Source organism: Paenibacillus sp. FSL M7-0134 (assembly GCF_038007865.1).
Lineage (GTDB): Bacteria > Bacillota > Bacilli > Paenibacillales > Paenibacillaceae > Paenibacillus > Paenibacillus polymyxa_B.
Window position 1 is genome coordinate 1,123,679 of the sequence record NZ_JBBOXV010000002.1, and the last position, 19,303, is coordinate 1,142,981.

The 19,303-nt window shown below is 48.9% G+C and carries 19 protein-coding genes and 1 riboswitch; of the genes, 15 read left to right on the forward strand and 4 right to left on the reverse strand.

Annotated elements, in window-relative coordinates; translation table 11 throughout:
- Nucleotides 1-133: 133 nt before the first annotated feature.
- From NSQ58_RS20645 to NSQ58_RS20655, 3 genes are all read left to right on the forward strand, one after another.
- On the forward strand, nucleotides 134-1,489 hold the full coding sequence (locus tag NSQ58_RS20645; protein WP_013369975.1) for a glucose-6-phosphate isomerase: 1,356 nt from the start codon (nucleotides 134-136) through the stop codon (nucleotides 1,487-1,489).
- A 148-nt stretch (nucleotides 1,490-1,637) separates the two neighbouring features.
- Nucleotides 1,638-2,270 (forward strand): YigZ family protein, encoded by a 633-nt coding sequence (locus tag NSQ58_RS20650; RefSeq protein ID WP_023987635.1) that lies wholly within the window; start codon nucleotides 1,638-1,640, stop codon nucleotides 2,268-2,270.
- A gap of 5 nt (nucleotides 2,271-2,275) precedes the next feature.
- A complete protein-coding gene (locus NSQ58_RS20655; protein ID WP_023987636.1) occupies nucleotides 2,276-2,857 on the forward strand; it encodes a TetR/AcrR family transcriptional regulator in 582 nt (193 codons plus the stop codon).
- A gap of 173 nt (nucleotides 2,858-3,030) precedes the next feature.
- Here the strand turns inward: NSQ58_RS20655 and NSQ58_RS20660 are convergent, their stop codons facing one another.
- Nucleotides 3,031-3,432 (reverse strand): secondary thiamine-phosphate synthase enzyme YjbQ, encoded by a 402-nt coding sequence (locus tag NSQ58_RS20660; protein WP_023987637.1) that lies wholly within the window; start codon nucleotides 3,430-3,432, stop codon nucleotides 3,031-3,033.
- A gap of 220 nt (nucleotides 3,433-3,652) precedes the next feature.
- Here NSQ58_RS20660 and NSQ58_RS20665 point away from each other — a divergent pair, with 220 nt between their 5' ends.
- Both NSQ58_RS20665 and NSQ58_RS20670 read left to right on the forward strand, forming a co-directional pair.
- Nucleotides 3,653-4,714, forward strand: a complete 1,062-nt coding sequence (locus tag NSQ58_RS20665) for a sulfate/molybdate ABC transporter ATP-binding protein (RefSeq protein WP_023987638.1) — start codon at nucleotides 3,653-3,655, stop codon at nucleotides 4,712-4,714.
- A gap of 165 nt (nucleotides 4,715-4,879) precedes the next feature.
- Nucleotides 4,880-5,650, forward strand: coding sequence for an MBL fold metallo-hydrolase (locus NSQ58_RS20670; RefSeq protein ID WP_339201653.1), 771 nt, complete (start codon nucleotides 4,880-4,882; stop codon nucleotides 5,648-5,650).
- 3 nt (nucleotides 5,651-5,653) lie between these two features.
- Here NSQ58_RS20670 and NSQ58_RS20675 read toward each other — a convergent pair whose 3' ends face one another.
- Nucleotides 5,654-7,147, reverse strand: a complete 1,494-nt coding sequence (locus NSQ58_RS20675) for an aminotransferase-like domain-containing protein (protein ID WP_339201654.1) — start codon at nucleotides 7,145-7,147, stop codon at nucleotides 5,654-5,656.
- A gap of 132 nt (nucleotides 7,148-7,279) precedes the next feature.
- On the opposite strand from NSQ58_RS20675, the gene NSQ58_RS20680 reads away from it, so the two are divergent.
- Nucleotides 7,280-8,191, forward strand: a complete 912-nt coding sequence (locus tag NSQ58_RS20680; RefSeq protein WP_013309297.1) for a DMT family transporter — start codon at nucleotides 7,280-7,282, stop codon at nucleotides 8,189-8,191.
- Between the two features lie 138 nt (nucleotides 8,192-8,329).
- On the opposite strand, the gene NSQ58_RS20685 is transcribed toward NSQ58_RS20680, so the two are convergent.
- Together NSQ58_RS20685 and NSQ58_RS20690 are read right to left on the reverse strand one after the other, a co-directional pair.
- Nucleotides 8,330-9,130, reverse strand: a complete 801-nt coding sequence (locus NSQ58_RS20685; RefSeq protein WP_023987642.1) for a Cof-type HAD-IIB family hydrolase — start codon at nucleotides 9,128-9,130, stop codon at nucleotides 8,330-8,332.
- Between the two features lie 162 nt (nucleotides 9,131-9,292).
- Entirely contained in the window at nucleotides 9,293-10,294 is a 1,002-nt protein-coding gene (locus NSQ58_RS20690) for a lipoate--protein ligase (protein ID WP_053324908.1), read from the reverse strand.
- A 164-nt stretch (nucleotides 10,295-10,458) separates the two neighbouring features.
- Between NSQ58_RS20690 and cobD the strand changes: the two genes are divergently transcribed.
- The 9 genes from cobD (at nucleotide 10,459) to cobS (ending at nucleotide 19,267) form a co-directional block, all read left to right on the forward strand.
- Nucleotides 10,459-11,562 carry a threonine-phosphate decarboxylase CobD gene (cobD, locus tag NSQ58_RS20695; RefSeq protein ID WP_053324909.1) on the forward strand — a complete coding sequence of 368 codons (1,104 nt, stop codon included), beginning with the start codon at nucleotides 10,459-10,461 and terminating at the stop codon, nucleotides 11,560-11,562.
- Nucleotides 11,552-12,523 (forward strand): adenosylcobinamide-phosphate synthase CbiB, encoded by a 972-nt coding sequence (gene cbiB / locus NSQ58_RS20700; protein WP_023987645.1) that lies wholly within the window; start codon nucleotides 11,552-11,554, stop codon nucleotides 12,521-12,523. Before cobD ends, cbiB begins: the two co-directional genes overlap by 11 nt.
- 43 nt (nucleotides 12,524-12,566) lie before the next feature.
- A complete protein-coding gene (locus NSQ58_RS20705) occupies nucleotides 12,567-13,319 on the forward strand; it encodes a histidine phosphatase family protein (protein WP_339201655.1) in 753 nt (250 codons plus the stop codon).
- Nucleotides 13,320-13,440: 121 nt separating this feature from the next.
- Nucleotides 13,441-13,634, forward strand: a riboswitch (cobalamin riboswitch).
- A 209-nt stretch (nucleotides 13,635-13,843) separates the two neighbouring features.
- Nucleotides 13,844-14,851: an ABC transporter substrate-binding protein gene (locus NSQ58_RS20710; RefSeq protein ID WP_071559002.1), complete on the forward strand. Its 1,008-nt coding sequence runs from the start codon at nucleotides 13,844-13,846 to the stop codon at nucleotides 14,849-14,851.
- Nucleotides 14,848-15,894: a FecCD family ABC transporter permease gene (locus NSQ58_RS20715; protein WP_209941360.1), complete on the forward strand. Its 1,047-nt coding sequence runs from the start codon at nucleotides 14,848-14,850 to the stop codon at nucleotides 15,892-15,894. Before NSQ58_RS20710 ends, NSQ58_RS20715 begins: the two co-directional genes overlap by 4 nt.
- A complete protein-coding gene (locus tag NSQ58_RS20720; RefSeq protein WP_028543013.1) occupies nucleotides 15,891-16,724 on the forward strand; it encodes an ABC transporter ATP-binding protein in 834 nt (277 codons plus the stop codon). The genes NSQ58_RS20715 and NSQ58_RS20720 overlap by 4 nt, the downstream gene beginning before the upstream one ends.
- Nucleotides 16,725-16,767: 43 nt before the next feature.
- Nucleotides 16,768-17,838, forward strand: coding sequence for a nicotinate-nucleotide--dimethylbenzimidazole phosphoribosyltransferase (cobT, locus tag NSQ58_RS20725; protein WP_028543012.1), 1,071 nt, complete (start codon nucleotides 16,768-16,770; stop codon nucleotides 17,836-17,838).
- Complete coding sequence (cobU, locus tag NSQ58_RS20730) at nucleotides 17,835-18,401, forward strand: bifunctional adenosylcobinamide kinase/adenosylcobinamide-phosphate guanylyltransferase (protein ID WP_023987651.1); 567 nt, start codon at nucleotides 17,835-17,837, stop codon at nucleotides 18,399-18,401. The genes cobT and cobU overlap by 4 nt, the downstream gene beginning before the upstream one ends.
- Nucleotides 18,398-19,267, forward strand: a complete 870-nt coding sequence (gene cobS / locus NSQ58_RS20735; RefSeq protein ID WP_023987652.1) for an adenosylcobinamide-GDP ribazoletransferase — start codon at nucleotides 18,398-18,400, stop codon at nucleotides 19,265-19,267. Before cobU ends, cobS begins: the two co-directional genes overlap by 4 nt.
- Nucleotides 19,268-19,303: the final 36 nt, after the last annotated feature.

A 19,303-nucleotide genomic window follows, 5' to 3' on the forward strand; every position in this document is an offset into this window, starting at 1 on the left:
ACAAGAAGGGCTGTCAAGCACGGGATACACAGGTAACGCAAGCTTGTCAGGCCCAGCAAATTAAAGTATCCTATTCCTAAGTCCTTATGTTCGTATTCATGGTCTTAGTAATACCAAACAGGAGGTTCCAAACATGTCTAAAAAAGTTATTTTTGATTACACTAAAGCACTCTCCTTTGTAGGTCAGCACGAAATTGATTATTTTGCAGAGCCTATCAAGTTGGCTCATGAACAACTGCACAACCAAACCGGTGTAGGTTCCGATTTCTTGGGTTGGATTGACCTGCCTACTAATTATGATAAAGAAGAGTTTGCGCGCATCCAAAAGGCTGCTGCTAAAATTCAAAGCGATTCCGAGGTACTGATCGTAATCGGTATCGGCGGTTCCTACCTTGGAGCACGTGCTGCTATCGAAATGCTGTCGCATTCTTTCTACAATGCGCTGCCTAAAGATCAACGCAAGGGTCCAGCTATCTATTTTGCAGGCAACAACATCAGCTCTACATATGTAAATCATCTGTTGGAACTGATTGAAGGAAAAGACTTCTCAGTGAACGTCATTTCTAAATCAGGTACGACAACAGAGCCAGCTATCGCATTCCGCGTATTCCGTGCAGCTCTGGAGAAAAAATACGGTAAAGAAGAAGCACGCAAGCGTATTTATGCAACGACGGATAAAGAACGTGGCGCTTTGAAAAAACTGGCTAACGAGGAAGGATACGAATCCTTCATTATTCCTGATGATGTGGGTGGTCGTTACTCCGTGCTGACAGCAGTAGGCTTGTTGCCGATTGCTACTGCAGGCATTAACATCGAGGAAATGATGCAGGGGGCGGCAGACGCTTCCAAAGAGTACAGCAACCCGAATGTAGCTGAGAACGAGGCTTATCAATATGCAGCTGTTCGTAACGCTTTGTACCGCAAAGGTAAAGCAATTGAAATTCTCGTAAACTATGAGCCGTCTCTTCATTTTGTATCCGAGTGGTGGAAACAGTTGTACGGAGAAAGCGAAGGCAAGGATTACAAAGGCATTTATCCTGCTTCTGTTGATTTCTCGACAGACCTGCACTCCATGGGACAATTCATTCAGGAAGGCAGCCGCAACATTTTCGAAACGGTAATCCAAGTTGAAAATGTACCTAGTCACATCACCATCGAAGCAGATGAGGATGATCTGGACGGACTGAATTTCCTGGCAGGCAAAACTGTGGATTTTGTAAACAAAAAAGCATTCCAAGGTACATTGCTGGCTCACACAGACGGACAAGTACCGAACCTGATTGTAAATATTCCTGACTTGAGCCCTTACTCTTTCGGCTATCTTGCTTATTTCTTCGAAAAAGCTTGCGGCATTAGCGGCTACCTGTTGGGCGTAAATCCGTTCGATCAACCGGGCGTAGAAGCTTACAAGAAGAACATGTTTGCGCTGCTTGGCAAACCAGGCTTCGAAAAAGAAAAAGCTGAGCTTGAAGCGAGATTGTCTGAATAAGAGTGCTGTAATCTCTGATGCGAAACAGGATTTCGGTCAGAAGTGTTATAGTGTATAGCATCAATTAAAGTACAGGAAAGCAGTTCACCAGCTGCCAGAAGCGGGGGACTGCTTTCTTGTAAAATGAAGTAAGGAAGGTTATACGTGTATGTTGGAACAATACCGAACCGTACGCGGTGCCGGCAACAAGGAAATTGTGATCCGAAAATCCCGTTTTATCGGTCATATTCAGCCTGTTCAAACTGAGGAAGAAGCAACTGCTTTCATAGAACGTATCAAAAAAGAGCATTGGAACGCTACCCATAATTGTTCTGCTTACATGATTGGGGAAAGAGACGAAATCCAAAAGCAATCGGATGACGGAGAACCGAGTGGTACGGCTGGAAAGCCTATTTTGGAGGTGATCCGCAACCAGAAGCTGAAAAATGTCGCTATTGTTGTTACCCGTTACTTTGGTGGGATTTTGCTGGGAGCAGGCGGTCTGATTCGCGCATATTCAGATGGTGCTGTTGCAGCAATCGAGGCAGGGGATGCAATTACGCGTGTGCTGCATCGCGAAGTTTTTGTAGAATTGGATTATACCTGGTTGGGCAAAGTGGAAAATGAATTACGCAATCGCAGCATCCGCACTGGAGAAACAATGTTTACGGATAAAGTTACCTTAACCTGTCTGCCGCTGGCTGGTGATGCGGAATCCTTCAGCAACTGGATAACAGACTTGACGCAGGGGCAATCGCTTGTGTCGGAGGGAGAGCAGCTTTACTTTATTGAAGGGGAATAAATAATATGGCTAGAAGAGCAGTAGAACAGGAGTTGTCAAGAGGGCGGATTCTGGAAGCGGCCAGGCACTTGTTTATTACCAAGGGCTACCGTGCGATTTCAATGCGCAGCATTGGCCAGCATCTGGGTTACAGTCATGGTTCGTTATATTATCATTTTAAAGAGAAGGCTGAACTGTTCTATGCCATTGTGATTGAAGATTTTAATACATTGCGTGGGATTCTACTGCAAGCAGCAACAGGTACGTCTGATGATGGCTTGAGCAGACTGGAGTACTTGATGCTGGAATTTATCCGTTTTGGTTTGGAAAATCCATATCAGTACGAAATTATGTTTATGATGCACGATGAAGAACTATTTGCATACTGTCGCACAGAGCAAAATCGTTGTGTGGAACTATTTGCGTCTATGATCCGTCAAGAATTGAGTGGTCAGGGGCACTCGGAGGAAGATTGCTCAAGGGTACCGAAAAGCCTGTTTTTATCCATGCATGGCTTTGTATCCTTTTATATTCAGGACGGTTTAACATTTGAAGAAATTAGGCCCGCTGCTTTAGCACATGTAAAGCTGCTGTGCAGACACCTATGAGCGTACCTGCATTCACACGCTTCAGCCATGAACATGTAGGGCGCTTTTCTGGGTGTATGCACTTCATGACGGTAACTTATCATTACGGTACTTTGCGAAAGCGACTAAGGATTTAACAGACGATGATGCATCCAGTAGGAAAACATCATGGTCTGTTTTTTTTACCCGGTCCTTTAGCCCTCCATGATCTTTACATGGTATTGGCGTCTGCGTGGTCCGTCGAATTCACAAAAATAAAGTCCCTGCCATCGTCCGAGCAACAGCTTTCCATCATGGATGATGATTGTTTGTGAGGGGCCTGTCGTAATGGATTTTAAGTGGGACGCTGTATTTCCCTCCATATGGCGATATTGGGGATGCTCCCACGGATAAACTTCATCTAGTCTTAACATCACATCATGTTTGACATCTGGGTCTGCATTTTCATTAATGGCGATGCCGGCTGTCGTGTGTGGACAATAAACAAGTGCGGTTCCTTGTTGTACCCCGCTTTTTTCGATCAATGAAGCAACCTCTCGTGTAATATCGCGCATTTCATCTCGCCGTGTAGTGGATAATTCTAAAGTATGCAGCAATGACTCCATCTCCTTTCTTCTTAATACTTTACCCTTTTAATTCCTAAGATAATATATAGAGTTGACGAAAATTACTTTCCTTTGATAAAGTATCACATAAGAAAAAACAAAGTATATGCATTGGAATAATTAAATGTTTCAAATGAGGTACGTGCTTTGCGGTAAGCAAGGCTGCTGCTGTGCCTGAACAGGTCCAGAAGCGGAAAGGAAGTGTACGAATATGCATGTGGAAGTAAGAGGATTAAACAAGCATTTCGGTAATTTTCATGCAGTAAAGGACGTATCTTTTGATATTCAGGCGGGCCATCTTATTGGCTTACTCGGTCCAAGTGGTGGGGGGAAAACTTCCATTCTTCGCATTTTGGCGGGTCTGGAGCAACCGGATGCGGGAGAAATTCATTTTCATGGAAAAAGGGTAAACGAGCTGTCCCCGCAGGAACGTGGAATCGGATTTGTATTTCAAAACTATGCTTTGTTCAAGCACATGAGCGTCTACGACAATATTGCCTTTGGCCTGAAAGTGAAAAAAAGCTCCAAAACCCGCATCAAGGAACGGGTCACAGAGTTGGTCGAACTAACGGGGCTCAAAGGTTTTGAGCATCGTTATCCGCATCAGTTGTCAGGTGGACAACGACAGCGGGTTGCTTTTGCGCGTGCTTTGGCACCAGAGCCTCAACTGTTGCTGCTGGATGAGCCTTTTGCGGCTATTGATGCCAAGATTCGTCAGGAGCTGCGCACCTGGCTGCGAGAGTTGATTGAGCGGGTGGGCATTACTTCAATTTTTGTCACCCATGATCAGGATGAGGCGATTGAAGTAGCGGATGAAATTATGGTGATTAATCAGGGACGACTGGAGCAGAAAGGAACGCCTTGGGATATTTATAAAAAACCGGGTACCCCGTTCGTGGCTTCCTTTATTGGGGAATCTACAGTGATTGAACAGGCAGGCAGTCTTAGAGGCTTCGAAGAAGCTGCTGGAGTGGGAACACGTGCCTTGATCCGTCCGGAGTATATTGATGTCGGGCCAAGCGAGGAATTTACGCTTCTGTCGGCGACCGAGGAAGGCATAGTGAAGCATTTGCATTTTCGTGGAAGTGAGTGGATGGTTGAAGTACAGGTCGGGGATCATCGTCTCATGACATACCGCTCACTGGAGAAGTCTACGCTGGAACCTGGTCAGCAGGTGCGAGTGTTGGTGCATCGAGCCTATCTCTATAATGACCAGTCCAGCTGGATGGTGGAAAACCGCCTGAAGGAAGATCCAATGCCTATCATCATCTAAAAATAAATACGATCATGCATGAGGGGATGTCTAGCCGGATTTCACGGCTTTGGGCATGCTCCTTTTGGCGTTGGACGCTGGAAGGATTTACGCAGATGATTTACGTAGAATCGGTCTGTTCGTTATAATAGTAGTAAAAAGACCCATATAGATAGGAGTTAAACCATGAATCGGCTTATTTTTCTTGGCACGGGGGATGCAATGGGGGTTCCGCGTGTATATTGTGATTGTCTCGTATGCACAGAAGCTCGCACGACAGGGGCGAATGTAAGATTGAGATCGTCTGTGCTGATCGAAAGCGCGACGGAGGACTTTATGATTGATTGTGGCCCGGACTGGCGCAGACAGCTAGAATTGCGCGGTCTGCGTTATATCCCTACGATCCTTGTGACACATGCACATTTTGACCATATTGGAGGATTACCAGAATGGGCAGATGCCTGTCGCTGGACTGGGAACAGAGGTCGCTTGTACGCGCCACAGGAAGTGATTGACACGATCTTGTGTCAATTTTCCTGGCTCTCTGGAAACTTGGATCTTATTCCAGTAGACCAGGGAGCCCAACTTGGCGGATGGAATATCCGGGGATGGCGTGTGAATCACGGGAAGAACGGATATGCCTACGCTTATCGTCTGGAAAAGGACGGCTTCTCGTGGGCTTACTGTTCGGATTCGATTGGATTGAATGAGGCGGAAATTCTGCCCTTGCACAATCTGAATTTGCTCGTCCTGGGAACGAGTTTTTATCATGAGGAGGCCGAGTATGCCACCCGTTCCGTATATGACATGCTGGAGGCTCAGGAGCTTATAGGAAGGCTTAAACCCGAAAGCACAGTGTTTACACATATGTCCCATGATGTGGATGTCACACGCAACTATGGGCTTCTGGAAGGGATTAGCTTGGCACACACCGGCATGAGTTTGCCGTTAGAATAGCCTTTACATCGTTTGACTGATACGTAGAAGTGTGGAGATTCCTTCTTTGATTTGTAGCTCGTTGGCGTATGAATAAGACAGCCGTATATGCGTTTTACCCTCTGCGCCGATGGGATCAAACACATTGCCGGTGACAAAGGATACGGACTCTTGTATACCTTTGGCAAGTAATTCATTAGGTTTCAACGTAGAAGGCAGCTGGAGCCACAGGTTGAGTCCCCCTGCCGGGCTGGTCCACGTCCAACCGGAATCGCGGAGACTGTCTTCCATCGTTTCCTTACGAATCTGGAGCGCGATACATAGCTTTTTAATATGCTGCTGCATACGTGGAGATTGAAAGTATTCTAAAAACAGCTTTTGATTCAGCAGTGGCGATCCATTGTCCACTAACGCTTTGACGTTCAGCAGGCTGTTCATGAGCTGTGGTCGGCAGGTCACGGCTGCGATTCGTAGACCGGGTGCGACATATTTACTGTAACTTCGAATGTAGACGACGCTTCCCGAAACATCATAGGCGAAAATCGGAGAAGGGGGCTTTTGCCCAAAGCTAATGTCATAGGTGCTGTCATCCTCAACAATAAGGCAGCCATAGCGCTCGGCTAGTTCAGGCAGTCGTTTGCGCTGCTCATCGGGGACCGTAAAGCCCGTCGGGTTGTGGAATGTTGGATTCATATAAAAGAGGCGTGGTTTTTCCGTTTTCATGCACCACTCAATCTGGTCCATATCATAACCTTCTGGTCGAATATCAGTCATAGTCAGACGTGCGCCTAGTCTACGGAATATTTCCATAGCGGGGCCATAGGCAGGGCGTTCGATTAATACACGGTCTCCTGTACGGAGCAGAGATCGGGCAATTAAATCAATGGCTTGCTGTGCTCCGGAGGTAATCAGCACTTCATCCGGTGATAAAGCAAAATGCTTATCCACGCTAAAATGCTGCGCCATGGCCTCCCGAAGCTCGGCATCGCCCTGTACAGCGGAATAGGTGGCCGCTACTTTCGGATGCTTTTCAAATACCTGTATCATCAGCTCTCCCCAAAATCGGTTGGGCAGGAGAGAGGGGTCAATCAGCGCTTTGGAAAACTGGAAATTCGCATTTACCGATTGAACGCGGCTAAGTCCATCCATTCCTCTCCAGGCTGAAACTGACGGATCATCTGCCGCATGGGCAGATTCGGAGTGAATCGTGAGGTCAATGGACGAATGTCCCGAGTAGCCAGCATATTTTGCATGCCCAGTCGCTTGGGAAGCATGAACGTAATATCCTGATTTGTCTTTTACATAGACCAGTCCCCGTTGCTTCAACTCCTGATATGCCCGGAAAACAGTTAGCCGATGTACACCCAGCTCCTGAGCCAAGCTTCGTACGGACGGCAGCTTCATGTCTGTTTGCCAATCCCCGCGATCAATCCGCACAGTTACATAATGGATAACCTGCTCATACAGCTTTAAGGCATGATCGGCTGGAAAGAGTAGTTCGCTGTTGTTCTTACCCATGCTGTCCACGCTCCTTTCTGTGTATTGTACTATATAGCACTTTAAAAACGTATACAACTGTTCTGTAGTTATACATCTGTTCTGTTCGTCCCCCTGTATGCTTAAAAGCAACTGAAGGGAGAGGGACGTATCATGATAGGTATCGCGTTTACAGTAATGTGTCTTATTTTTGGCACAACGTTTTTGGCCATAAAAGTGGGAGTGGAAGCCGGACTTCCACCATTCCTATCGGCAGGTGTACGTTTTTTCGCGGCAGGGGCGATATTGTTCATTGCTATGAAGCTGACCGGAAAAGTACGATGGTCGTTATTATGGCGTAAGGAAATGTTGCTGATTGGAGCAGGAACGACCTTCGGTACATTTTCAGCCTTGTATTGGGCAGAGCAATATGTCAGCTCGGGGATCGGAGCTATTTTGTCAGCTACCGGGCCGATGATGATCGTCATTTTGCAATCTGTACTGCTACGGCAAAAAACGTCACGGATTACGGTCGTTGGCTGCATGATCAGCTTTCTTGGTGTGGTACTGGTTGTGCTGCCCGGATTGGCGGTTCAGATCAGTGGTCTGTGGCTGGCGGGATGCCTTGTCATTTTGCTGGGGGAGCTGTGTTATTCCGGGGGAGCTCTTTATTCCAAGCGAGTGATGGATGTATTTCGTGAAACGAACCCAATTGCCCTGAATGCGGCGCAAATGATCCATGGGGGATGGATGCTGCTGTTACTGTCTGCGATCACGGAACCGTGGAGTTCTGAGGGGTGGCAGTACCTTCCTGCCATGGGGTCTTTACTTTATCTGATCCTGTTTGGTTCAATGATTGCACATACACTGTTCTACTGGCTCATGGAGCGTACAAATCCCCTGTTTCCGACGACGTGGCTGTATATATCACCGCCGATTGCGGTGGGCTTGGGAGCGTTGTTGTATGGAGAGCATGTAAGCTGGTGGATGCTGGCTGGGGTGCTGCTCATTGTGACCGGACTAATCCTTATGAACAATGGAATTATCCGTCTGGTGAACAGGCGCAAGGTACGTTCTGCTGCCTGATATTTTATAGCGGTCAGGTTATTATATGATCTGACAGAAAAGGCCTCCAAACTGTCGTATGTTACTGATCATGCGACGTTTGGAGGCTTTGTTGTTGTATTACTTTATTTAAGTATTATGGGAGCAGGCACTTTTTGCTTATTCAACATTGAGTACGAATTTGTCGATGGCGTGCTTAACACCGTCTTCGTTATTGCTACGAGTGATGTAATCAGCCAGCTTTTTCAAATCAGGAATGGCATTCTCCATCGCTATGCCGAGACCAGCACATTCAAGCATTTCATGGTCGTTCCAAGAGTCGCCGATAGCAATCGTTTCCGACAGTTCACAGCCAAAATGGTTTGCAAGGAAGGTAAGCGCATGGCCCTTGGTGCCTTCATGATGCATAATTTCCAGAAAATGAGGCTTGGATTTTGTAATGTGAACCTCATTGCCAAGCAGTTCGCGAAGTTCAGGAATTAATTCATCCAACACTTCCGGCTCGTCGATGATCAGCAGTTTAGGAGCCGGCTGCTCTATAACTTTACTGAATACAGGCTCTACAAAATATTCCGTGTTGTTCAGTTCTGTGTAATCTTTGATTTTCTGATTATCTTCACGTGTGTACAATTTGTCATCTATATACGTTTGCAGATGCAGATTGCGTTCTACGCAGAATTCATACAGGCGACGTGCAGCCACGAGTGGAACATAACGCTCATACAGCACGTTTTCGTCCAGCAGGTTTTTAACCAAAGCTCCTTGGTACGTAATGATTGGCACGTTCAAACCAGTTTGTCGAGCAATTTTGTGTGCGGAGGCATAAGCTCGTCCAGTAGCGAGGGTAACCACCACACCTTTCGCTACAGCAGCTTCTAATGCCTGTTGTGTCGCCGGTGTAACTTCTTTCTGGTCGTTAATGAGTGTATCATCAATATCAATGGCAATTAATTTATACATATCGGTATTCTCTCCTTTATCTCTATCATGGGGCAATGTTAAAATTGTATCTTATAATATTCAAAATGACAATATCGCAATGAAAAGGGGACGGCCCCTATAAGAGCCTGTCCCCTTATAACCACTGAAGTGTTGGCTTGAAACGATGGGAAAAAGTAACGGTTAGTCTTCCAAAAATACAAGTCCAACAAAATCGTCCAGCTCAATATTACCAAAATAGTGCTTCAAATCGAGAGAGGATAAGGCTTGACGTACCTCACCTTCATCATAGCGCTTGCCACGCAGGATATTTTCAATATCAGCAACGTCACCCACGCCGAAGAAATCCCCATAGATTTTAATATCACGGACATAGCCTTCCTTAAGATCCATGCGGATATCAATAATGCCGACCGGAAATTTACGTGTGTGCTTGATATTGCTCTCGGGGGATAGACCGTAGTTCCAATCCCACGATTGGTAGCGTTCTTTGGATATTTCATGGATTTTGGCCCAATCGGTATCGGTGAGCTTATATTGAGGTACCTGATCCAATTCTGCACCGAATATGAAACGCAGCAGTTCCTCGCGAAATTGCTCTATGGTCATCTCACGGTCCATCAGTTCGCTGATGTTAGCCACGCGACTGCGGACGGATTTAGTGCTTTTGGATTTGAATTTTTCGGGATTGGCATGCAACGATGCAGCCACATTGTCCAGATTCAGGTTAAACATCAATGTACCGTGGCTGAACATCCGTCCGCGTGTGGCAAATTGGGCGTTTCCTGAAATTTTACGTTCTCCGACCTGCAGATCGTTGCGGCCTGTCATTTCAGCTTCTACTCCCATTTGGCGCAGAGCATCAATAACGGGTTGCGTAAATTTGAGGAAATTATGAAAGGACTCCCCGTTATCCTTGGTAATAAAGCTGAAATTTAAATTACCGAGGTCATGATATACAGCACCGCCGCCGGACAGGCGACGAACGACTTGAATATTGTTATCTCTGACAAACTCGGCATTGATTTCTTCAATGGTATTTTGATGCTTGCCTATAATAATAGAAGGCTGATTAATGTAAAACAGCAGATAGCTGTCGTCCAGCGGAAGATGCTTGAGCGCGTACTCCTCAATGGCAAGATTAATGGCTGGATCGTGTATGCCCTGGTTGTCGATGAACAGCATGTCCATTCCTCCGTATATACAAACTGTGTAATTTTATGTGTGCCTCCTTCTATTGTAACCCAAGTGAGCCATGTACACAAAAGCTCATTTGCATTGACGGGACGCAAAAAGCAGCCTCATAATGGAGCTAAATGATTGGAAACGGCCGGAAAGGATGAGAGGTAATGATAGAGGTTTACGGTCATGGCGGTGACAGGGAAACAGCTGCGGCGACATTCGGCGGGGCTGCTGCTGATTTTGTAGATTTTAGTGCAAATATTAATCCGCTTGGTCCACCGCCGGAGGTGCTTGAGGCGCTGCAACACTCATTTGACACTGTGATTCGCTATCCAGACCCTGGGCATCGGAATTTTAAAAATATGCTCGCACGGCGACTGCATGTTCCACCGGAGTCGTTAAGTATCGGAAACGGAGCGGCTGAAAGTATGGCGCTCCTGCTATTGGGACTGGCTCCTAAGCGTGTGGGTACAGTGGAGCCGTGTTTTTCAGAATATGCGGAGCTGGCTGGCAAATTCGGAGCTGAGGTCAACCGGGTGTACGGGAAGGCCTCGCTTCAATGGAAGGCGGACGTGGAGGACATCCTTCAGCTCATGGAGCAGGTAGATGTTTTGTTTCTTGGGCAGCCGAATAATCCAAACGGTGTGCAATATGGTAAGCAGGAGCTGTGCGAACTGGCAGAAGCGGCTGGCAAAACGGGTACCGTGCTGGTGGTGGATGAAGCATTCATTGATTTTATCCCGCTGGAACGGCGAATCTCACTACTGCCTGTGCTGGATCGTTATCCTCATGTGATTTTGATCCGGTCAATGACCAAATTTTATGCCATTCCTGGCTTGCGATTGGGCTATGCGATTGCTCATCCAGATTATATCCGGCGAATGACGGCCAAACAGGTGACCTGGAGTGTGAATGGATTGGCGTTGCTGGCTGGGGAAGCGTGTTTGAGAAGTGGGCAAGCATATGAGCACCAAACACAGGAGCTGATTGCTACGGAGCGCAACCGCCTGTTGACCGCCTTGGCGGAATGGGGCTGCGGTGTCGTTCCCGGCGAAGCCAATTACGTGCTGGCAAGGGCGCCGGGTACGTGGAGCGCATCGGCGATTCAGCAGGCGCTTGGACAACGCGGAATTCTTATACGTAGCTGTGCTATGTATCCGGGACTGACGACGAGCCATTTTCGAATTGCGGTCAAGGATGCAGAAGCCAACGACAGGCTGCTGTCTGTATTGGGTGAAGTGCTGGAGGAGGAGCAGCGGCGTGACAGTTAGCTTGATTATCCTGGCAGCCTATCTTTTGGACAGGCTGATCGGTGACCCGAGGTGGTTGCCACATCCAGTCATCGGTATGGGACATGCCATTTCAGCATTGGAAAAAGTGATTCGCCGCCAGGCCCGAAGTGACCGGGGGTTGAAACGTGCGGGTATACTGCTTCCACTCATTGTGGCGGGAGGCTCCTTTACGCTCGCCTGGGCGCTATTGCACTTGCTTGCCTGGATCCATCCGTGGTTGTCTGTCGGCGTAGAAATGGTGCTGATTGCGACCACGATTGCTTCCAAAGGACTAAAGGACGCAGGAATGGCAGTATACCGAGCGTTGCAGGCGGATGACCTGGCTGCGGCACGGCGGGAGCTGGGCATGATAGTTGGGCGGGATACGCAACAGCTTGATGAGCCTGAGATTGTACGCGGTACGGTTGAAACGGTCGCTGAAAATATCGTGGACGCGATTATTTCCCCGCTTTTTTATGCCCTGATCGGGGGAGCACCCTTGGCGCTGGCTTATCGTGCTGTGAATACGCTCGATTCCATGGTTGGCTATAAAAATGAAAAGTATCTGCATTTAGGCTGGGCTTCAGCACGTCTGGATGATGTCGCTAACTACATTCCGGCACGCCTGACAGCGGCAATGCTTGTGGTAGCGGCGTGGATGTACAAGCGAGATGCTGCAAGAAGCTGGCGCACAGTCAAGCGAGACGCTCGTCTGCACCCAAGCCCGAACAGTGGCTTCCCGGAATCGGCTGTTGCTGGTGCACTGGGGATTCGTCTTGGAGGCTATAATGTGTATCATGGCGTGCGCTCCTTTCGTGCATACATGGGCGATTGGATACGACCGCTAGAGTCGAAAGATATACGGCATACGATCCAGCTGATGTTCGCCGTGTCCAGTATGTTTGTAGGATTGTGTTTGTTAGGAGCCGCAGGTTGTTTTGCCTTGGGATGGGTGCGGTGAGGAGTGACACACTGAATAATGATCGAGCAGGAAGTGACATTTCTTGAAACAAGATATAGCAGCAAAAAGGAGAGTAGAATACGCACAAAGTCCGAACTCACAGGAGGATAAGGTGCCGTATGATGCTAAAGAAGATCTGCATTGGGACATGGAACTCGTGTTAGTTCGTCACGGCACAACCTTATGGAACAAGGAACGTCGATATCTGGGACACTCCGACTTAGGTTTGCTACCGGGAGCAGAGCAGGAATTAAAGCCTTTGCAAGAAAAATTGCAAGGGCAGTCCTTTGCTCGAATCTATTGCAGCGATTTAATGCGATGTCGCCAGACCTTGCAGATCATTGTGCCAGAATCAGAATTGACGTCTGGAGATTCCCTATCTACTATGTCTCCTATGATGGAACCACGTCTGCGAGAGCTTCATTTTGGCGAGTGGGATGGAAAAACGTATGACATGCTCAAGGATGTGTCTTTGTATCGCGCTTGGATTGATGAGCCACAACGGATAACCCCTCCTGGAGGAGAGTCTTGGACAGATTTTGTGAATCGTCTACGGAAATTTCTTGACTCTCTGTATGAATGGCGTGTTGCTATGGAAGTTCAACCCATGGGTTTGACTGCTGCGCCGCTCTCTGTTTTGGTCGTTACGCATGGTGGCGTAATTCGTCAGTTGGCTTGCATGCTGATACCGGGTCATGATTTTTGGAGTCTGAATCCGAGGCCGGGAGAAGCATTTAGGATTCAATTGAGGCTGGCAGGACGGCACAATTACATAGCAGAAATGCTTCCTCATTAGGTTAGACACCTGCGGATAAAGAGGCTGTTTGGGTTGTAAGCCGCCTCTTTTTAACCTATAATCATCAAGTAAAAGAACGGCTTGACTACCACTTATCAAATATCCAGCAGACGAGGTCGGCGCAGCGTGATGAAACTATGGTTTCCCTTGCCTGCGCTGTTAAAAGGGAAGTCGGTGTGAGTCCGGCGCGGTCCCGCCACTGTAAATGGAAACATGCCCGTTAGTCCTGCTTTATGTGCTACTAAGCATATGAAAGAATTTCAGGACATGCATCTTACCATAAGTCAGGATACCTGCCCGTCCGCCTGTCACCATAATCCTTCGAGGAAAGGATGACGTGTTCGCAGTGACTGTCCATGCGGAAAGAAGCTGCCGCCTGCGCACGATCTGCGCTAACGTGACCCCTGTGTCCTGATATGAGGATGCGGGGGTTTTTTGATAGGAAAAGAAGGCTGGATTTAGAAGATATCTGATGATGCTCAAGTAACGCTCTTAACGATTTTTTTTATGAAGGGGTGCAAATCATGGCAGGAAAAAAAATAAAGGTTTGGACAACAGGTCTATTGGTTCTGATTTTGGCAGTTGTGCTGAGTGCATGTGGCGCTAATGGGAAAAATGCTGAAAATAAAGAGAATCAGACTTCTTCACAGCAGCCAGGAAAGACCGTAACCGCACAAGAGCCTCCGGGCAAAACAGTTTACCCACTCACGGTTAAGGATACAACAGGACAGGAATTTACATTCAAAAAAGCGCCGGATAAAATCGTTTCCGTTTCCCCGGCAGAAACCGAGGCGCTGTTCGCCATCGGGCTGGATAAGGAAATTGTTGGCGTCTCCGACTACTCTGATTACCCGGAAGCAGCTACGAAAAAGCCTAAAGTGGGCGGTATTATGAAACCGAACGAAGAGGCGATCATTGCTGCTAACCCGGAAGTCGTTTTTGCAGGGATATCACTTAGTGAACAGGCTACGACCAAGCTGCGCGACATGGGAATTATGATTTTTAAAACGGAACCGAAGACAGTTGAAGATGTCATGGCTAACATCGAATTGTATGGGAAAATCACCGATCATCAGAAAGAAGCGAGAGCGGTGACTGACAAGATGAGAGCAGATGTAGCTGAAGTGAAAGAAGGAATTAAAAATATCGGTAAAGGGCAGAAGCTGCGGGTATACGTCGAGTTTTCACCAGGCTGGACAGTTGGTAAAGGCGAGTTTATGGACGAGCTGATCACGTTAGCGGGCGGCGAAAATGTAGGTGCCACGCAGAAGGGGTGGTACCAAATTAGTGAGGAAAATATTATTGCTGCGAACCCTGACGTGATTTTGTACAGCAAAAGTGTCAAGGACGACAAAACTGGTCAAACGCTCGGCGAAATCATTAAAGCTCGCAGTGGATGGGATCAAATATCGGCTGTTCGCCACAACCGGGTATTTGCCGTGGATGATAATTTGATTAGTCGTCCGGGTCCACGCGTAACGGAAGGTCTCAAGGAAGTGGCCAAGGGCGTGTATCCTGAAATTTTCAAATGAACCGTAAACTGATCGGCTTTGGAGGAACAGGTCTTGTCCTGCTGTTACTGACGCTACTGCTCTGTCTTGGCATCGGCTCGGCCAAGCTTCCGGTCAGCCAGATCACGGGCATTCTGGTTAACCACCTTCCGTGGTTAGGCGATACGTTTACACCGGATTGGAATACATCCTCAGAGCAAATTATTTTGAAGGTCAGATTGCCACGAGTGTTACTGGGAATGTTGGTAGGAGCAGCGCTGGCGCTGGCGGGAGCCGGATTTCAGGGTGTGCTGCGTAATCCTTTGGCTGATCCGTATACACTGGGGGTATCCTCGGGGGCTTCGGTAGGAGCGGCAGTACTGATTTATTGGGGCCTTCAATTTTCATTTGTTGGCATATGGACGCTGCCGCTAGTGGCATTTACGACCGGAATGCTGACGCTGTGGATGGTGCTGACGTTGGCACGGGAAGGTGGAAAAATTCCGACACAAAGTCTCATTTTGTCGGGTGTGGTGATGCAATCCTTTCTGGGGGCGGTTGTTTCCTTTCTGACAGCCATGTCGAAGGAGACGGTCAATGAAATATTGTACTGGACGATGGGAAGTCTTAGCCTGCGCGGTTGGTCATATACAGGAATCCTTTTACCTTATGTGGTCATAGGACTGGTATTTCTATGGAATCGGGCACGTGTGCTGAATATTTTGGCTTTGGGTGAACGTCAGGCGGCTCACATGGGAGTTCATGTAGATGCGACGAAGCTATCTGTTCTGATCATTTCCACGCTACTGACAGCAGCCGCTGTCTCGGTATGTGGAGTGATTGGCTTTGTGGGACTCGTTGTACCGCATATCATTCGTCTGGTGACAGGGCCTGATTACCGGATGATTGTTCCATTATCTGCGCTCGGTGGAGCTATTTTTATGGCTTGGGCAGATACGGCGGCTCGCACGTTGTTAGCCCCCACGGAAATTCCTCTGGGCGTGATGACGGCCTTTGTTGGGGCACCGTTCTTCGCATATCTCCTGTACCGGAACAAGAAGCTGCGCAGGGGGGAAATGCTGTGACAGAACAAAGTGAACAACAGAAGGTACGTGATCGGGCGTTAGAGGTAGCGGGTCTAACACGTGCCTATGGAGAGTTCCATGCGTTAAAGAATATAAGCTGGAGCGTCGACGAAGGAACTTGGTGGGGGATTATTGGTCCGAACGGCAGTGGAAAATCCACCTTGCTGCATTTGCTTTCCGGTGTAGATCAGCCAACTTCGGGAAACGTTCATATCTATGGCAAAAAGGTCGGTAGCTACAGCAGAAAAGAGCTTTCCCGACTCATAGCCGTACTCCAACAGGAAGGGCTTCCTCCAGTGGGATACACCGTCAGGGAAGTCGTAGAAATGGGACGTTTTCCTCATCAGGACTGGCTAGGCAGGGAAAAGGGTGTTGATGTGGAGGCGATCACGGATCGCGTGCTAGAGCGATTGGGTCTTACCACGCTGGCGGACAGAGCATTGGACCGCTTGAGTGGGGGACAGCGACAGCGTGTAGCTTTGGCAAAAGTAATGGTGCAGGAGCCACGAATATTGCTGCTGGACGAGCCTACGACCTATCTGGACTTGCGCTATCAGCTTGAATTTATGGAACTGTTGGCAGATTGGCGCCAAGAAACGGGTGTGACGATTATTGCGGTCTTGCATGATCTTAACTTGACAGCCCAATTTTGCGAAGATTTGCTTGTACTCAAAGATGGAATGGTTGAAGGATTGGGAGCTTCATCGAAGTTATTAACCGAGGATCGGATTCGACGAGTATACGGTGTTGAGCCTGTGATGCTTCCGCATCCCGATAGCGGTGTGCCGCAGCTCTTGCTGCGCAGGAGTGCTTCGGATACAGCAGATTAAATAAACGATGAAACACACTTAAAAAGAGCAGGGAGTGGAAGTTATGAACAACAAGCTGCGTCAGCTGATCGATAGCATTGCCCAGCCGGATGGGGTGGCGGCCTCGGCAGCTTCAGCCCATTTGGACCAATTAACAAAGCCACCGGGAAGTCTTGGAAAGTTGGAAAGTGTGGCCATCAAGCTAGCAGGAATTACAGGAGTGGACAAGCCTGAATTTGATCGTAAAACGGTTATGGTCATGGCTGCGGATCACGGGGTGTGTGAAGAGGGAGTCAGTGCCTTTCCGGCTGAGGTTACACAGCAAATGCTGTATAACATGCTGTCAGGTGGCGCGGCAATTAATGTGCTGGCACGCCATGCGGGCGCAGATGTCAAGGTGGTAGATGTTGGCGTGAATGCGGATGTCGCTCACGCGAATCTGGTGGACCGTAAGGTACGCATGGGTACTTCGAATATAGCTAAAGGGCCAGCGATGCTGCGTACAGAAGCGGAACAGGCGGTTTTGGCCGGAGCAGAAGCCGTAGCAGAAGCGGTCAAAGGTGGCACACGGCTATTCGTTACCGGAGAGCTGGGCATCGGGAATACGACAGCCAGCGCTGCGGTCGTATGTGCTCTCACCGGACTGGAGCCGGAAGTTATCGTAGGCCGGGGGACGGGTGTAGATATGGCTGGGCTTACCCGTAAAATATCGGTTGTCTGCCGCGCATTGGACGTGAACCAGCCAGATGCAAATGATGCGTTCGACGTACTCACTAAGGTCGGCGGTCTAGAGATTGCCGCCTTGGCAGGAGTCATCCTCGGGGCAGCCGCACATCGCTGTCCAGTTGTGTTGGACGGCTTTATTTCAGGCGCAGCCGCCCTCGTAGCGCGTGCACTTGCGCCTGCAAGCGCTGCGTACATGCTTGCATCGCACGCCTCGGACGAGCGCGGGCACGCGGCGGTGCTCCGGCAGCTCAAGCTGGAGCCCATGCTTCATTTGGACATGCGGCTCGGGGAGGGCACAGGCGGTGCGCTTAGCTTGCACCTGATTGATGCGGCGTGCCGCATTATGCGCGAAATGGCGACCTTTGCCGATGCAGGCGTATCGGACGGTCAGGGAGCCGCGCAGCGATGAAAGCGCTCGTGACTGGCGGGGCACGCAGCGGGAAAAGCGGCTTTGCCGAGCGATTATGCATGTCGCGCGCGCCTGGCGCCTGCTACATTGCAACGGCGCAAGCCTATGACATGGAGATGAAGGAGCGCATCGCCCTTCATCGGGTCCAGCGCGAGTCTGCCGGATACGACTGGCAGACGCTGGAGGAAGCGAAGGCGCTGCCGGAGCTGCTGCGACGGCTTGGCGGCGATCAAGCGTCGCAGCCATCACCCGCGCCTATGGTGCTAGTCGACTGCCTGACCCTGTGGCTGTCGAACGTGCTGCTGGCCGCAGGCGAGGACGGCGAAGCTGCGTCCAGAGCTGCCATTAATGAACTGGCGGCAGCTGTGGAGCAGTATCCGGGGCAGCTCGTCATCGTGACCAACGAGGTTGGTGACGGTATTGTGCCCGAATATCCGCTTGGTCGGCTGTATCGGGATTTGAGTGGGGTTATGAATCAGCGGATTGCCCGTCTTTGTGATGAAGTATTTTTGGTGACGGCGGGCATTCCCGTAGAACTCAAACAGTTGGAATATAAGCTATGAGCCGCGAACGTCAGGCTGTTGCTGCGGCTTTTCAATTTTTAACGCGTCTTCCGGTGAAGGCGGAATTGGATTTTTCCCCGGATTTGCTTAAACGCAGTGCAAGTTATTATCCGCTGGTCGGAGTGGTTATTGGCATCATTGTCTGGGGCTTTGCGGCGCTTACTTCTATGGTGTTGCCGCCGTTGCCGTGTGCGATTCTTACGCTTGTTGTCTGGGTTTGGTTGACGGGCGGATTGCATTTGGACGGGTGGATGGACGCGGCTGATGCCTTGTTCAGCTACCGATCCCGTGAGCGGATGCTGGAGATTATGAAGGATAGCCGTGTAGGAGCAATGGGCGTTATTGCTTGTGTGTTGCTACTCATGCTCAAGGCTTCTTTGCTGTATACAGTGTTGGTTGAACGGAATGTGTCTGGCTTACTGCTGCTTCCGATGGTTTGGAGCCGCTGGTTTATGGTACATGCAATGAAGCGCTGGCCTAAAGCCCGTAATGATGATGGGCTGGCTGCGCGTTTTGCTGATATGAGTGGTGGCCGCGTAGGGTTAGCCGTATTCTGGGCTGTATTAGTGACCCTGAGTGCTGCCGTAGGACAATATCTTCTGGCAGGTTTGGCTACAGCAACAAGGGATACTGGGAATCTGTCGTTGGCAGGATCAACCATACAGACGTTCCTTTCATATTCTGAGAGCCTTCCAATCTCGATAGGTTTTGTGTTGATTCCGGTCTTGGCTTACGGTGTTGGAACCTTCACGGCAAACCGTATTAACCGCCGCTTGGGTGGACTTACGGGAGATATATACGGAACTTTAAACGAATTGCTGGAGACTGTTTTATTGTTGTTTATTGTAATTTTGTACGGGTTGTGACCAGATTTGAAATGAATTCGTTAAAGGGGAAGAGGC